General features: G+C 60.1%; 14 protein-coding genes. 11 read left to right on the forward strand and 3 right to left on the reverse strand.

All coding sequences use genetic code 11. The annotated features are described in order from the left end of the window. The first annotated feature begins 18 nt into the window (after positions 1-18). From aat to infA, 3 genes are all read left to right on the forward strand, one after another. Entirely contained in the window at positions 19-708 is a 690-nt protein-coding gene (aat, locus tag ACIPL0_RS28695; RefSeq protein WP_400602024.1) for a leucyl/phenylalanyl-tRNA--protein transferase, read from the forward strand. Between the two features lie 47 nt (positions 709-755). Next, positions 756-1,463, forward strand: a complete 708-nt coding sequence (locus tag ACIPL0_RS28700; RefSeq protein ID WP_400602022.1) for an arginyltransferase — start codon at positions 756-758, stop codon at positions 1,461-1,463. A gap of 101 nt (positions 1,464-1,564) precedes the next feature. Then, on the forward strand, positions 1,565-1,783 hold the full coding sequence (gene infA / locus ACIPL0_RS28705; protein WP_002553999.1) for a translation initiation factor IF-1: 219 nt from the start codon (positions 1,565-1,567) through the stop codon (positions 1,781-1,783). A 204-nt stretch (positions 1,784-1,987) separates the two neighbouring features. Here the strand turns inward: infA and clpA are convergent, their stop codons facing one another. Both clpA and clpS read right to left on the reverse strand, forming a co-directional pair. After that, positions 1,988-4,258, reverse strand: coding sequence for an ATP-dependent Clp protease ATP-binding subunit ClpA (gene clpA, locus ACIPL0_RS28710; RefSeq protein WP_400602020.1), 2,271 nt, complete (start codon positions 4,256-4,258; stop codon positions 1,988-1,990). Positions 4,259-4,287: 29 nt separating this feature from the next. Continuing rightward, entirely contained in the window at positions 4,288-4,650 is a 363-nt protein-coding gene (gene clpS, locus ACIPL0_RS28715) for an ATP-dependent Clp protease adapter ClpS (protein ID WP_166594818.1), read from the reverse strand. Positions 4,651-4,872: 222 nt separating this feature from the next. Here clpS and cspD point away from each other — a divergent pair, with 222 nt between their 5' ends. Further along, positions 4,873-5,142 (forward strand): cold shock domain-containing protein CspD, encoded by a 270-nt coding sequence (gene cspD / locus ACIPL0_RS28720; RefSeq protein WP_400602018.1) that lies wholly within the window; start codon positions 4,873-4,875, stop codon positions 5,140-5,142. Positions 5,143-5,221: 79 nt separating this feature from the next. On the opposite strand, the gene icd is transcribed toward cspD, so the two are convergent. Further along, positions 5,222-6,478: an NADP-dependent isocitrate dehydrogenase gene (gene icd / locus ACIPL0_RS28725; protein ID WP_400602016.1), complete on the reverse strand. Its 1,257-nt coding sequence runs from the start codon at positions 6,476-6,478 to the stop codon at positions 5,222-5,224. A 574-nt stretch (positions 6,479-7,052) separates the two neighbouring features. Here icd and ACIPL0_RS28730 point away from each other — a divergent pair. The 7 genes from ACIPL0_RS28730 (at position 7,053) to ACIPL0_RS28760 (ending at position 14,979) form a co-directional block, all read left to right on the forward strand. After that, positions 7,053-9,278: an NADP-dependent isocitrate dehydrogenase gene (locus ACIPL0_RS28730; RefSeq protein ID WP_400602014.1), complete on the forward strand. Its 2,226-nt coding sequence runs from the start codon at positions 7,053-7,055 to the stop codon at positions 9,276-9,278. Between the two features lie 266 nt (positions 9,279-9,544). Continuing rightward, positions 9,545-9,985: an NUDIX hydrolase gene (locus ACIPL0_RS28735; RefSeq protein WP_400602012.1), complete on the forward strand. Its 441-nt coding sequence runs from the start codon at positions 9,545-9,547 to the stop codon at positions 9,983-9,985. A 70-nt stretch (positions 9,986-10,055) separates the two neighbouring features. Next, positions 10,056-11,186 (forward strand): tRNA 2-thiouridine(34) synthase MnmA, encoded by a 1,131-nt coding sequence (gene mnmA, locus ACIPL0_RS28740; protein WP_400602010.1) that lies wholly within the window; start codon positions 10,056-10,058, stop codon positions 11,184-11,186. Next, a complete protein-coding gene (gene hflD, locus ACIPL0_RS28745) occupies positions 11,186-11,806 on the forward strand; it encodes a high frequency lysogenization protein HflD (protein ID WP_400602008.1) in 621 nt (206 codons plus the stop codon). The genes mnmA and hflD overlap by 1 nt, the downstream gene beginning before the upstream one ends. Before the next feature lie 133 nt (positions 11,807-11,939). Continuing rightward, positions 11,940-13,310, forward strand: a complete 1,371-nt coding sequence (gene purB, locus ACIPL0_RS28750; protein ID WP_400602006.1) for an adenylosuccinate lyase — start codon at positions 11,940-11,942, stop codon at positions 13,308-13,310. 84 nt (positions 13,311-13,394) lie between these two features. Continuing rightward, complete coding sequence (locus tag ACIPL0_RS28755; RefSeq protein WP_400602004.1) at positions 13,395-14,561, forward strand: JmjC domain-containing protein; 1,167 nt, start codon at positions 13,395-13,397, stop codon at positions 14,559-14,561. Next, positions 14,554-14,979 (forward strand): GNAT family N-acetyltransferase, encoded by a 426-nt coding sequence (locus ACIPL0_RS28760; RefSeq protein WP_400602002.1) that lies wholly within the window; start codon positions 14,554-14,556, stop codon positions 14,977-14,979. The genes ACIPL0_RS28755 and ACIPL0_RS28760 overlap by 8 nt, the downstream gene beginning before the upstream one ends. Positions 14,980-15,042: the final 63 nt, after the last annotated feature.

Below are 15,042 nucleotides of genomic sequence, written 5' to 3' on the forward strand. Positions count from 1 at the left end.
TCGTGAAGTCTGGACACCATGCTGACCTGGTTACAACGCGACAATTTCGAATTTCCACCGCTGGAACGGGCCATGCGCGACCCCAACGGCTTGCTGGCGGCCGGCGGTGATCTGTCGGCCGATCGCCTGATCCACGCTTACCGTCACGGCTGTTTTCCCTGGTACCAACAGGGCCAGCCGATTCTCTGGTGGTCGCCGGATCCGCGTACGGTGCTGTTCCCTGCCGAGCTGCATGTGTCGCGCAGCCTGGCCAAGGTTTTGCGCCAGCAGCGCTATCGAGTGACCTTCGATCAGGATTTCCCCGCCGTGATTCAAGCCTGCGCCGCTCCCCGGGACTACGCCGACGGCACCTGGATCACCGGCTCGATGCAGGCGGCTTATATACAGTTGCACGAGCGAGGCTTCGCCCACAGTGTCGAGGTGTGGGACGGCGATACGCTGGTCGGCGGCCTGTATGGCCTGGCGATGGGCCAGCTGTTCTTTGGCGAGTCGATGTTCAGCCGTGCCGACAACGCCTCCAAGGTCGGCTTCGTGACCCTGGTCGAACACCTCAAGGCCTGGGGCTTTGTCCTGATCGACTGTCAGATGCCCACGCGCCATCTGCACAGCCTCGGCGCCCGCTCGATTCCGCGCCAGCAGTTCGCCGAATACCTGCGCGAACATCTGGATTCCGTCAACTGCGCCGACTGGCTGCCTAGGCGAGTTTGACTCGCCTGACATACACTCTTAGCTAAAGTTTTTCTCGAGGGTTGATCATGACCGAGCTGGCGCGGCTTAAGTTTTATGCCACTCAACCCCACTCCTGCAGCTACCTGCCCGAGGAACAAGCCACCACGCTGTTTCTCGATCCCAGCCAGCCGATGGACGTGCAGGTCTACGCCGACCTCTCCGACATGGGGTTTCGCCGCAGTGGCGATCATCTCTACCGCCCGCACTGCCAGAATTGCAGTGCCTGCGTGCCTGCGCGCATTCCTGTAGGGCTGTTCACTCCGGATCGCCAGCAAAAACGCATTTTCAAGAAAAACGCCGATATCGAAGTCACCAGCACCAAGCCTCACTTCAGCGAGGAATACTTCGATCTTTATCAGCGTTACATCGAAGAGCGCCATGCCGACGGCGACATGTACCCACCCAGCCGCGATCAGTTTTCGACCTTTCTGGTCCGCGACCTGCCCTTCTCGCGCTTTTACGAGTTTCGCGTCGAGGGTCGGTTGCTTGCCGTCGCCGTGACGGACCTGCTGCCCAACGGCCTGTCGGCGGTATACACCTTTTATGAGCCGGCCGAAGAACGCCGCAGCCTCGGGCGCTATGCCATCCTCTGGCAGATCGCTGAAGCGGCGCGTCTGCAACTCCACGCGGTGTATCTGGGTTACTGGATAAAAAACTGCAAAAAGATGAACTACAAGACCCAATATCGCCCCATCGAGCTGCTGACCAACCAAAGATGGGTCACTCTTTACTGAAGCCCTTGGCTTGACCCCCACTTTTCGGGCACAATGCAGCCCGCTTTTGCCTGGCTGCCGTTTGCACCGGGCCATTCATTGGATACCGAGGGCTTTACTGCATGTCGAAAGAAGACAGCTTCGAAATGGAAGGCACTGTCGTCGACACCCTGCCCAACACCATGTTCCGTGTGGAGTTGGAAAATGGGCACGTCGTTACCGCGCACATCTCCGGCAAGATGCGCAAGAACTACATTCGTATTCTGACCGGTGACAAGGTCCGCGTTGAACTGACGCCGTACGACCTGAGCAAAGGGCGCATCACCTACCGCGCTCGCTAATTCAGTTTCGACAAGAAAGCCCGGCACATGCCGGGCTTTTTTGTGGGTGCGAATTGAGCCTCTCCTGCAGGAGCGCGCTTGCCCGCGATTGCGGTGTGCCAGCCAACGCATTGGAAACCGGTAGATTGCAATCGCGGGCAAGCGCGCTCCTACAGACAGCAAAAAGGCGCCGATTGGCGCCTTTTTGCTGTCTTGCGGTAAACGTCAGGCCAGTTCGGCCGTCGTTTCGTACTCGAACGTGATCTCGCCGTCCTTGAAGTCGATGTGTACCACACCGCCATGCTCGGACAGTTCGCCGAACAGAATCTCCTCGGCCAACGGACGCTTGATCTTGTCCTGGATCAGACGCGCCATCGGGCGAGCCCCCATCTGTGCGTCGTAACCGCCTTCCGCCAGCCAGCTGCGCGCCGCGTCGGACACTTCCAGCAACACGCGCTTGTCTTCCAGTTGCGCCTGCAGTTCGGTGAGGAACTTGTCCACCACGCTCTTGATCACCTCATGACTGAGGCGACCGAACTGGATAATGGTGTCCAGACGGTTGCGGAACTCCGGCGTGAAGCTCTTCTTGATGACTTCCATCGCATCGGAAGAGTGATCCTGATGCGTAAAGCCGATCGAAGCACGCGCCGCCGTTTCGGCACCGGCGTTGGTGGTCATGATCACGATCACGTTGCGGAAATCCGCCTTGCGACCGTTGTTGTCGGTCAGCGTACCGTGGTCCATGACCTGCAGCAGCAGGTTGAAGACTTCCGGATGCGCCTTCTCGATTTCATCGAGCAGCAGCACACAATGCGGTTGCTTGGTGATGGCTTCGGTGAGCAGGCCGCCCTGGTCGAAACCGACGTAGCCCGGAGGCGCACCGATCAGACGGGACACGGTATGCCGTTCCATGTACTCGGACATGTCGAAGCGAACCAGTTCGATACCCAGCGCCTTGGCCAGCTGACGCGCCGCTTCGGTCTTGCCGACGCCGGTAGGACCTGCGAACAGGAACGAACCGACCGGCTTGTCCGGCGACTTCAGACCGGCACGGGACAGCTTGATCGCCGTGGCCAGGGAATCGATGGCCGCATCCTGACCGAACACGGTCAGCTTGAGGTCACGCTCCAGGTTACGCAGCAGCTCCTTGTCCGAGCTGTTGACGTGTTTTGGCGGAATCCGCGCGATCTTCGCGACGATGTCTTCGACCTGAGCCACCTCGATGCGCTTGACGCGCTGATCGGCCGGCTGCAAACGCTGGAAGGCACCGGCCTCGTCGATCACGTCGATGGCTTTGTCCGGCATGTGACGGTCATTGATGTAGCGCGATGCCAGTTCGGCAGCGGCACGCAGCGCCTCATCGCTGTATTCGATGTTGTGGTGCTGCTCGAAACGGCCTTTCAGCCCGCGCAGGATGCCGATGGTGTCTTCGACCGAAGGCTCGGTCACATCGACCTTCTGGAAGCGACGCGCCAAGGCACGGTCTTTTTCGAAGATGCCACGGAATTCCTGGAAGGTGGTCGAGCCGATGCAGCGAATATCACCCGACGATAGCAGTGGCTTGAGCAGATTGGACGCATCCATGACCCCGCCCGACGCCGCGCCCGCACCGATGATGGTGTGGATTTCGTCGATGAACAGGATCGCATGAGGGCGTTTTTTCAACTCACCGAGCAGCGCCTTGAAGCGTTTTTCGAAATCGCCGCGGTACTTGGTGCCTGCCAGCAGCGCACCGAGGTCCAGCGAGTAGACGACGCTGTTGGCGAGCAGATCCGGGACCTGGCTGTCGACGATGCGTTTGGCCAGGCCCTCGGCGATGGCGGTCTTGCCGACACCGGCTTCGCCCACCAGCAGCGGGTTGTTCTTGCGACGACGGGCGAGAATCTGAGCGACACGCTCGACTTCCAGCTCGCGGCCGACCAGAGGATCGATGCGACCCTGACGGGCCAGTTCGTTCAGGTTGCTGGCATAGGCATCCAGAGGATTGCCTGAAGAAGAAGACTCGCCGCCCTCATCGTCCTGCATATCTTGCTCACCTTCGGAGTGTTCGCCATGCCCCGGCACTTTGGAGATGCCGTGGGCGATATAGTTGACGACATCGATACGGGCAACGCTCTGCTGTTTCAGCAGAAACACTGCCTGGCTTTCCTGTTCACTGAAAATGGCCACCAGCACGTTGGCGCCGGTGACTTCACGCTTACCGGAACTCTGCACATGGAACACGGCACGCTGCAGCACGCGCTGGAAGCCCAGGGTTGGCTGGGTTTCGCGATCTTCGTCGTGGACAGGGATCAGCGGCGTGGTGGAGTCGATGAACTCCTGAAGGTCGTGTTTGAGTTTTTCGAGGTTTGCGCCGCAGGCACGCAGAACAGTCGCGGCGGCCTCATTGTCCAATAGGGCCAGCAGCAGGTGCTCGACGGTCATGAATTCATGACGTTTTGAGCGAGCCTCCTTGAAAGCCAAATTGAGGGTGACTTCGAGCTCACGGTTTAACATAGCTTCACCTCATACCCAAGTGTCCGGCGTTAACCGTCCTTCTCGATCTCACAGAGTAGCGGATGCTGGCTTTCCCTGGCGTATTGGTTGACCTGCATTGCCTTGGTCTCGGCGATGTCGCGGGTAAACAATCCACACACTGCCCGTCCCTCTGTATGGACGGCCAGCATGACCTTGGTCGCCAGCTCTCTATTCAGATTGAAGAACACCTCGAGCACTTCGACGACAAAGTCCATCGGGGTGTAGTCATCGTTGAACAAAACCACCTTGTACATCGGTGGCACCTGCAATGTCGGCTTGGCTTCCTGCACCGCGATGCCCGCCGCTTCGTCCTCGTGGGACTGCGGGTCATCCTGATTGAATGTTAGTCGAATCTTGCTCATTGCATGCATGGTAAAGAAGGTTCGCAGGGGACGAAATTAAATAGATTGGTCATGATCATGCACGTTATCGATTGGACCGCCGCATGACCTTGACTATCGGCTAATCGGTGTTACAAACAATAGAACCCACATTGGGTAAAAAGGGTCCGCGCAGTCAACCAAAATTTTTTAGGTCCGGCGGATGAGAGGTGATGATACTCCCATCGGAGTCCTTTGCAGAGGGATGTGACTATGCTAAGCGGTAAGGTCAAGTGGTTTAACAACGCCAAGGGGTATGGCTTCATCGTTGAAGACGGCAAGTCCGAAGACCTGTTCGCGCACTACTCGGCGATCGAAATGGACGGGTACAAGACGCTCAAGGCTGGTCAGCCGGTTCAATTCGAAATCATCCAAGGTCCCAAAGGTATGCACGCAGTCAAGATCAGCGGGCAACCTGCGGCCAATAAAGAGCACGTTCAGCAACCAAACACGCAACACGAACACAGCAAAGATCACGCCTGAGCCGGACCGTTCATGCGCGAGACCTGAAAGACCGGTCAGCCCCCACCCTGGACTGACCGGTTTTTTTTCGCCTGCGAAACTACATGTGTGAAATCAGCGCATCACCGAAGGCCGACGAAGACAGTAATTTGGCTCCGTCCATCAGTCGCTCGAAATCATAGGTCACAGTCTTCGCCGAAATGGCGCCGTTGGTGCCCTTGATGATCAGATCTGCCGCCTCGGTCCAGCCCATGTGCCGCAGCATCATCTCCGCGGACAGGATCAGCGAACCAGGGTTGACCTGGTCCTTGCCGGCATATTTCGGTGCGGTGCCGTGGGTCGCCTCGAACATTGCCACGGTGTCGGACAGGTTGGCCCCCGGCGCGATGCCGATGCCGCCCACTTCCGCCGCCAGCGCATCGGACAGATAGTCACCGTTAAGGTTGAGCGTGGCGATCACGTCGTATTCGGCAGGCCGCAACAGGATCTGCTGGAGCATGGCGTCGGCGATGGCATCCTTGACGATCACGTTGCGCCCGCTTCTCGGGTTCTTGAACTGCATCCACGGGCCGCCATCGAGCAGCGTCGCGCCGAACTCCTCGGCCGCCACCTCATAGGCCCATTCCTTGAAGGCGCCCTCGGTGAATTTCATGATGTTGCCTTTGTGGACGATGGTCAGCGAGGACCGGTCATTGTCGACCACATATTGCAGGGCCTTGCGCGCCAGACGCCGGGTACCTTCGCGGGAGACTGGCTTGACGCCGATGCCGCAGTTTTCGTCGAAGCGGATCTTGGTCACGCCCATTTCTTCTTTCAGAAACTTGATGACCTTGGTCGCTTCGGGAGAGCCGGCTTTCCACTCGATGCCGGCGTAAATGTCTTCGGAGTTCTCGCGGAAGATGGTCATGTCGACGTCACCCGGCTTCTTCACCGGGCTCGGCACGCCTTCGAACCAGCGCACCGGCCGCAGGCAGACATAAAGGTCCAGCTGTTGGCGCAGGGCCACGTTGAGCGAGCGGATGCCGCCACCGACCGGCGTGGTCAGCGGCCCCTTGATCGACACCACGTAGTCGCGCACGGCATCCAGGGTCTCCTGTGGCAGCCAGGTGTCCTGGTCGTAGACCTGAGTGGCCTTCTCGCCGGCGTAGACCTCCATCCACGAGATCTTGCGCTGGCCGCCATAGGCCTTGGCCACCGCTGCGTCGACCACCTTGATCATCACCGGGCTGATGTCCACGCCGATACCATCGCCTTCTATATAGGGAATGATCGGATTGTTCGGCACATTGAGCGAATGATCGGCGTTGACCGTGATCTTCTCGCCCTGGCCCGGCACCTTGATCTTCTGGTATCCCATGCTTGACTCCGCTTGTTTTTGTGACTGGAGATTCGCGCTGCATCGAGCGTAGCTCAGTTGCCGGGGGCCAGGAAAAAATGCTCCTTTAGTCGAAAATCACCACCTGAGCATGCGCCACGCCTCATCGCCAGCCACAACTGCGTCAGGTTGCCGCAGGCCCCGTAGTACGCGGCATTGCCGCCATTCGGCATTTTTCCGAAGCGCAATTCGGACCGCTGAATCGATCCACGCCCTTGCAAACCGTTCACACTACTATCGTATTAATGGCCGGGACCGGTGGTATACTCGCCGCCGGTGACCATTGGGTCATTGGGGGCCAAGCCATCTGATACGAGACTTTCAGCCCTCGGTAGCCTGGATTGCCAGGCTCTGTACGGAAGGTCGCTAGGCGAGCCGCAGTCATTTTCCGTACAGCGCCTGCGCGGTCCAACTGCTTGACGCTCGATGATGATGTATCCCATATCACGCGACGAAATTCTCGACTTTCGGCTCATCGATACCTTGGGCGAAAGTGCCTACCCTGCGCATCTCGAAATTTTGTGTACGCTCAGCAAAGAAGAGAGTTATCCCGAAAATGTCCAACCGCTCGAAGATCATCTATACCTTCACCGACGAAGCTCCTGCCCTCGCCACCTACTCACTGCTTCCTATCATCGAAGCCTTCACCGCCTCCGCCGACATCACCGTTGAAACCCGCGACATCTCTCTCGCCGCCCGTATTCTGGCCAGCTTCCCCGAGCAGCTGGGCGACAAGAAGGTTTCCGACGATCTGGCAGAGCTGGGTGAACTGGCGACCACGCCGGAAGCCAACATCATCAAGCTGCCGAACATCAGCGCCTCGGTTCCGCAACTGAAGGCCGCGATCAAGGAACTGCAAGCCAAGGGCTACGATGTTCCGGACTACCCGGATGAAGTGGTCACCGAAGCAGACAAGGCCGCCCGGGCTGGCTACGACAAGGTAAAAGGCAGCGCCGTGAACCCGGTTCTGCGCGAAGGCAACTCTGATCGCCGCGCACCGCTTTCGGTGAAGAACTACGCGCGCAAGCACCCGCACAAGATGGGCGCCTGGGCTGCCGACTCCAAATCCCACGTTGCCCACATGGACAACGGCGACTTCTACGGCAGCGAAAAATCCTCGCTGATCGAAACCGCCGGCGCCGTGAAGATCGAGCTGATCGGCAAAGACGGCAGCACCACCGTACTGAAGGACAAGACCTCGGTACTGGCCGGTGAAGTCATCGACTGCGCGGTCATGAGCAAGAAAGCCCTGCGCGCTTTCGTTGCCAAAGAGATCGAAGACGCCAAGAAGCAAGGCGTTCTGTTCTCCGTTCACCTGAAAGCCACCATGATGAAGGTCTCCGACCCGATCATGTTCGGCGAGATCGTTGCCGAGTACTATCAGGACGCACTGAACAAGCACGCTGAAGTCCTCAAGGAAATCGGCTTCAACCTGAACAACGGTATCGGCGACCTGTACGCCCGTATCAAGGATCTGCCGGCTGACCAGCAGGCGCAGATCGAAGCCGACGTCAAAGCCGTCTACGCCACCCGCCCTGCCCTGGCGATGGTCAACTCGGACAAAGGCATCACCAACCTGCACGTACCGAGCGACGTCATCGTCGACGCCTCGATGCCTGCGATGATTCGTGATTCCGGCAAGATGTGGAACAACGACGGCGTCCTGCAGGATGCCAAGGCACTGATCCCGGATCGCTGCTACGCCACCATCTACCAGGCTGTCATCGAAGACTGCAAGAAGCACGGCGCCTTCGATCCGACCACCATGGGCAGCGTACCGAACGTTGGCCTGATGGCGCAGAAAGCCGAAGAGTACGGCTCGCACAACAAGACCTTCCAGATCGAAACCGATGGCGTGGTCCGCGTGACCGACGACAAAGGCCAGGTGCTGATGGAGCAGAACGTTGAAGTCGGCGACATCTGGCGCATGTGCCAGACCAAGGACGCGCCGATTCAGGACTGGGTCAAACTGGCCGTCAACCGCTCGCGCCTGAGCAACACCCCGGCCATCTTCTGGCTGGACCCAGCGCGCGCCCACGACGCCGTGATGATCGGCAAGGTCGAAAAATACCTGAAAGATCACGACACCACCGGCCTGGACATCACCATCAAGTCGCCAGTCGAAGCGATGAAGACCTCGCTGGAGCGCATCCGCGCCGGCAAGGACACCATCTCGGTGACCGGTAACGTACTGCGTGACTACCTGACCGACCTGTTCCCGATCATGGAACTGGGCACCAGCGCCAAGATGCTGTCGATCGTTCCGCTGATGAACGGCGGCGGTCTGTTCGAAACCGGCGCCGGCGGTTCGGCTCCGAAGCACGTCCAGCAGCTCAATGAAGAAAACTTCCTGCGCTGGGACTCGCTGGGTGAATTCCTGGCGCTAGCGGCGTCCCTGGAGCACCTGGGCAACGTCTACAACAACCCGAAAGCACTGGTACTTGCCACTGCCCTGGACAAGGCCACCGGCCAGTTCCTGGACAACAACAAGTCGCCATCGCGCAAGGTTGGCGGCATCGACAACCGCGGCAGCCACTTCTACCTGGCCACCTACTGGGCTCAGGCTCTGGCGGCACAGACCGAAGATACCGCACTGCAAGCCAAGTTCACCCAGCTGGCAAAAACCCTGACCGACAACGAAGCCACCATCGTGGCCGAGCTGAACGGCGTACAGGGCAAGCCACTGGACATCGGCGGCTACTACTTCGCCACTCCAGAACTGGCCAGCAAAGCCATGCGTCCTAGCAAGACCCTGAACGACGCGATCAACGCGCTGAAGTAAGGCTTGCCGGATCGGCGGCTCACCCCGCCGAACGCAACAGGAAAGCCCCGGCCATGTGCCGGGGCTTTCTTTTTCAGTGGCACCAACGCCGCCCCGTATCCACAATCACATACCTGCCAAGACTGTGGGAGCGAATTCATTCGCGAAAAATCGATCAGCCGCCGAAATGTCCCGGACGCACCACCGCATCGCGAATGAATTCGCTGCCACATGGCAAGCGGCGTTCATATCATCCCCGCACACCCGTCCCAACAAAGAGCCCCACCATGACCTGGCAACCCCACATCACCGTCGCCACCATCGTCGAAGACAACGGTCGCTTCCTGTTCGTCGAAGAAGTGAAAAACGACAAACGGGTACTCAATCAGCCCGCCGGCCATCTGGAGGCCAACGAAACCCTGCGCGAAGCCGCGATTCGCGAAACCCTTGAAGAAACCGGCTGGGACGTCGAGCTGACCGGCGTGGTCGGCATCTACCTGTACACCGCGCCCAGCAACGGCGTGACCTATCAACGGGTGTGCTTCGCCGCCAAAGCGGTCAAGCATTACCCCGAACGCGAACTGGACACCGGTATCGTCGGCGCGCCGTGGATGACCCGTGAAGAACTGGTCGCCCAGCCACAACGTTGGCGCAGCGAGCTGGTGCTGCAGTGCATCGACGACTACCTGCGCGGCCCCGTCCACAGCCTGGATGTCGTGCGCAATTGAATAGCTTTTAGCCTTGGCGCCGACTCCCTGCTAGAATCGCGTCCTTTTCCAGACGACCCAGCGACCCCCTATGTCTGATTCAGCCTTTTCCAATCCAGAAAAGAAACGCGTCATTGTCGGCATGTCCGGCGGCGTGGATTCTTCGGTCTCCGCCCTCCTGCTCATGGAGCAGGGGTATCAGGTGGAAGGCCTGTTCATGAAGAACTGGGAAGAAGACGATGGAACGGAATACTGCACTGCCATGGACGATCTGGCCGACGCCCAGGCCGTGTGTGATCGCATCGGCATCAAGCTGCACACGGTGAACTTTGCAGCCGAGTACTGGGACAACGTCTTCGAGCACTTCCTCGAAGAGTACAAGGCCGGCCGCACGCCCAACCCGGACATCCTGTGCAACCGCGAGATCAAGTTCAAGGCGTTCCTCGACTACGCTTTCATGCTCGGCGCCGACCTGATCGCCACCGGTCACTACGTGCGCCGTCGCGACATCGATGGCCGTACCGAACTGCTCAAGGGCCTGGACCCGAACAAGGACCAGAGCTACTTCCTGCATGCCGTTGGCGGCGAGCAGATCGCCAAGACTCTGTTCCCGGTCGGCGAGCTGGAAAAACCGGAAGTGCGCGCGATCGCCGAGAAATACCAGCTGGCGACCGCGAAGAAAAAGGACTCCACCGGCATCTGCTTCATCGGTGAGCGCCGCTTTACCGATTTCCTCAAGCAGTATCTGCCCGCCCAACCCGGCGAGATCCGCACCACAGAAGGTGAAGTGATCGGCCGCCACGCCGGCCTGATGTACCACACCATCGGCCAGCGCCAGGGCCTGGGCATCGGCGGCCTGAAGGATGCCGGCGACGAGCCGTGGTACGTGCTGAGCAAGGACCTGACCCACAACGTGCTGGTCGTCGGCCAGGGCAACGAACACCCATGGCTGTTCTCGCGTGCCCTGCTCGCTTCGGAGATCTACTGGGTCAACCCGATCGACCTGAGCAGCCCGCGCAAGCTGACCGCCAAGGTCCGCTATCGCCAGGGTGACCAGAGCTGCACGCTGGAACGCACCGCCACCGGCTACCGCGCGATCTTCGACGAACCGCAGCGCGCGGTAACACCGGGCCAGTCGGTGGTTTTCTATGAGGGTGAAGTCTGCCTGGGTGGCGGCGTCATCGAAGTTGCCGAACCGTGGTACAGCAAGGACGCCGGCTGATGAGCCCGACTCAGGAACAACTCACCGCCCTGGGCGGTGTCTTTCAGGCCGCCGTGCTGGTCGACCGCATCGCCAAGACCGGCCAGGCCAGCGAAGCCGCCGTCGGCTGCCTGCTGGGCGGCCTGCTGGTGATGGACCCCAAAGACACGCTGGATGTATTCGGCGGTGACGACCTGAACCTGCGCGAGGGCTACCGCGCCCTCGCGAGCGCCCTGGAGCGCGACCCCGGCACCCTGCAACGTGAACCGCTGCGTTATGCCCTGGCCATGCTCGGTCTCGAACGTCAGTTATCCAAGCGCGACGACCTGCTCGACACCATCGGCAGACGCCTGCCGCAGATCAAATCCCAGGTCGAACATTTCGGCATCGTCCACGAGAACGTGATCGCCGCCAGCGGTGCGCTGTACCAGGACACCCTGAGCACCCTGCGTCAGCGTATTCAGGTGCATGGCGACATGCGCAACCTGCAGCAGCCCAACAATGCCTCGAAAATCCGCGCCCTGCTGCTGGCCGGCATTCGCTGCGCGCGACTTTGGCGACAAGTGGGCGGTCATCGCTGGCAACTGGTGATCAGCCGTCGCAAGTTATTGAAAGAACTGTATCCGTTGATGCACGGCTGATCGCCAGCACCACGGAAAACACCCCTGGAAACACCCGCTGCGCGATCCGCGACGGCCATCCGACCTCGGCTGAGCCGTTTTTTCATGTATGATACGCGCCCCTTTTCGTTGCCCGACTGTCCGAGAGCACCCCATGCAGCTTTCTTCGCTCACTGCGGTTTCCCCTGTAGACGGCCGCTACGCCGGCAAAACCCAGGCCCTGCGCCCTATTTTCAGCGAATACGGCCTGATCCGTTTCCGCGCCCTGGTTGAAGTGCGCTGGCTCCAGCGCCTGGCGGCCCACCCGCAAATCTCTGAAGTGCCGGCGTTTTCCGCCGAAGCCAACGCCATTCTCAATGCGCTGGCCGATGACTTCGCACTGGAACACGCCGAGCGTGTGAAAGAGATCGAGCGCACCACCAACCACGACGTCAAGGCGATCGAATACCTGCTCAAGGAGCAGGCGGCCAAACTGCCGGAGCTGGCCAAAGTCAGCGAATTCATCCACTTCGCCTGCACCAGCGAAGACATCAACAACCTGTCCCACGCGCTGATGCTGCGCGAAGGCCGTGACACCGTGCTGCTGCCGCTGATGCGTCAGATCGCCGAGTCGATCCGCGAGCTGGCGATCCGCTTCGCCGCCGTACCGATGCTGTCGCGCACCCACGGTCAACCGGCCTCGCCGACCACCCTGGGTAAAGAACTGGCCAACGTCGTCTACCGTCTGGAACGCCAGATCGCTCAGGTCGCCGCCGTTCCGCTGCTGGGCAAGATCAACGGCGCCGTCGGCAACTACAACGCACACCTGTCGGCCTACCCGGACATCGACTGGGAAGCCAACGCCCGCGCCTTCATCGAAGACGAGCTGGGCCTGGGCTTCAACCCGTACACCACGCAGATCGAACCGCACGACTACATCGCCGAGCTGTTCGACGCCATCGCGCGCTTCAACACCATCCTGATCGACTTCGACCGCGATATCTGGGGTTACATCTCCCTGGGTTACTTCAAGCAGAAGACCGTCGCTGGCGAAATCGGCTCCTCGACCATGCCACACAAGGTCAACCCGATCGACTTCGAAAACTCCGAAGGCAACCTGGGTATCGCCAACGCGCTGTTCCAGCACCTGGCGAGCAAACTGCCGATCTCCCGCTGGCAGCGTGACCTGACCGACTCCACCGTACTGCGCAACCTCGGCGTGGGCTTCGCCCACAGCGTGATTGCCTACGAAGCGAGCCTGAAAGGCATCGGCAAACTGGAACTGAACGAACAGCGTATTGCTGCCGATCTGGACGCCTGCTGGGAAGTCCTCGCCGAGCCGATCCAGACCGTGATGCGTCGTTACGACATCGAGAACCCGTACGAGAAGCTCAAGGAGCTGACTCGCGGCAAAGGCATCAGCCCGGAAGCACTGCTGACCTTCATCGATGGCCTGGACATGCCTGCCGAAGCCCGCGCCGAGCTGAAAAAGCTGACCCCGGCCAACTACATCGGCAACGCCGTGGCACAAGCCAAGCGTATCTGACGGCAGCCTGCACGCTCTGAACGCCCGGCTGAGCCGGGCGTTTTTATTCCAATCAGAAAAACACGTTTTTTCAATAGGTTACACATGAATCCCGATATTCCTCTTCAGCTTCTCGGTGGCATCACAGCGCGTGAATTCCTGCGTGACTACTGGCAGAAAAAACCGCTGCTGATCCGTCAGGCGATCCCGGATTTCCAGAGCCCGCTCGACCCTGACGAACTGGCCGGCCTGGCACTGGAAGAAGAGGTCGAATCGCGCCTGATCCTCGAACATGGCGAGCGTCCATGGGAAATGCGCCGCGGCCCGTTCGCCGAAGACGCTTTCAGCGAGCTGCCGGAGCGTGAATGGACCCTGCTGGTGCAGGCTGTCGATCAGTTCGTCCCGGAAGTCGGCGAATTGCTGGAGCAATTCCGCTTCCTGCCGAGCTGGCGCATCGATGACGTGATGATCAGCTACGCCGCACCGGGCGGCAGCGTCGGACCGCACTTCGACAATTACGACGTGTTCCTGCTGCAGGGCCACGGCAAACGTCACTGGCAGATCGGCCAGATGTGCGATTCGCAGAGCCCGCTGATCGAACACGCCGATCTGCGCATCCTTTCCGAGTTCCAGACCAGCGAAGAATGGACCCTGGAACCCGGCGACATGCTTTACCTGCCGCCGCGACTGGCGCATTGTGGCGTGGCCGTGGACGAATGCATGACCTACTCGGTCGGCTTCCGTGCACCGAGCGCGGCCGAAGTGCTGACGCACTTCACCGACTTCCTCAGCCAGTTCATTCCGGATGAAGAGCGCTATACCGACGCCGACGCGCAGCCGGTCAGCGATCCGCACCAGATCCAGCACGACGCACTGGACCGCCTGAAGGCGCTGTTGGCCGAACACATGGGTGACGAGCGTCTGCTGCTGACCTGGTTCGGCCAGTTCATGACCGAGCCGCGCTACCCGGAACTGGTGGCTGGTGCGGAACTGGACGATGCCGAGCTGCTCGACAGCCTGGAACAAGGCGCGGTGCTGATTCGCAACCCGAGCGCACGCCTGGCCTGGTCCGAAGTCGACGACGACCTGCTGCTGTTCGCCAGCGGTCAGAGCCGTCTGCTGCCGGGTCAGTTGCGCGAGTTGTTGAAACTGATCTGTGCCGCCGACGCGCTGCACATTGAAAATCTCGGCCAGTGGCTGGCGGATGACGAGGGTCGTCACCTGATCTGCGAACTGGTCAAACAGGGAAGTCTGGGGTTTGCAGATGAATAAGATCCGTATCCGGATTGCCGACTGGCACAAGGACAACGCCGACATCCGGCGTATTCGCGAGGCAGTCTTCATTGCCGAGCAGTCAGTGCCGCCGGAGCTGGAGTGGGACGCAGAAGATGCGGGCGCACTGCACTTTCTCGCCCTTGAAGGTGACTACCCGATCGGCACTGCCCGGTTGCTGCCGGATGGCGAAATCGGCCGACTGTCGGTGCTCAAGGACTGGCGCGACCTGAAAGTCGGCGACGCCCTGCTCAAGGCCGTCATCACCGAAGCGGAAAACCGCGACCTGAAGGAGCAAAAGCTCAGCGCCCAAGTGTACGCCACACCGTTCTATGAGCGCTTCGGCTTCACCGTGGTCAGCGAGGAATTCCTCGAAGCCGGCCTGCCCCATGTCGACATGGTGCGCAGTTCACGCTGAACCTGGTCGCTTGCGACACACCTGAACGCCCCGTCGTTATCGCTTCAGCTGGCTATGCTGAAA

The sequence above is a fragment of the Pseudomonas sp. NPDC090208 genome (assembly GCF_044746785.1).
Lineage (GTDB): Bacteria > Pseudomonadota > Gammaproteobacteria > Pseudomonadales > Pseudomonadaceae > Aquipseudomonas.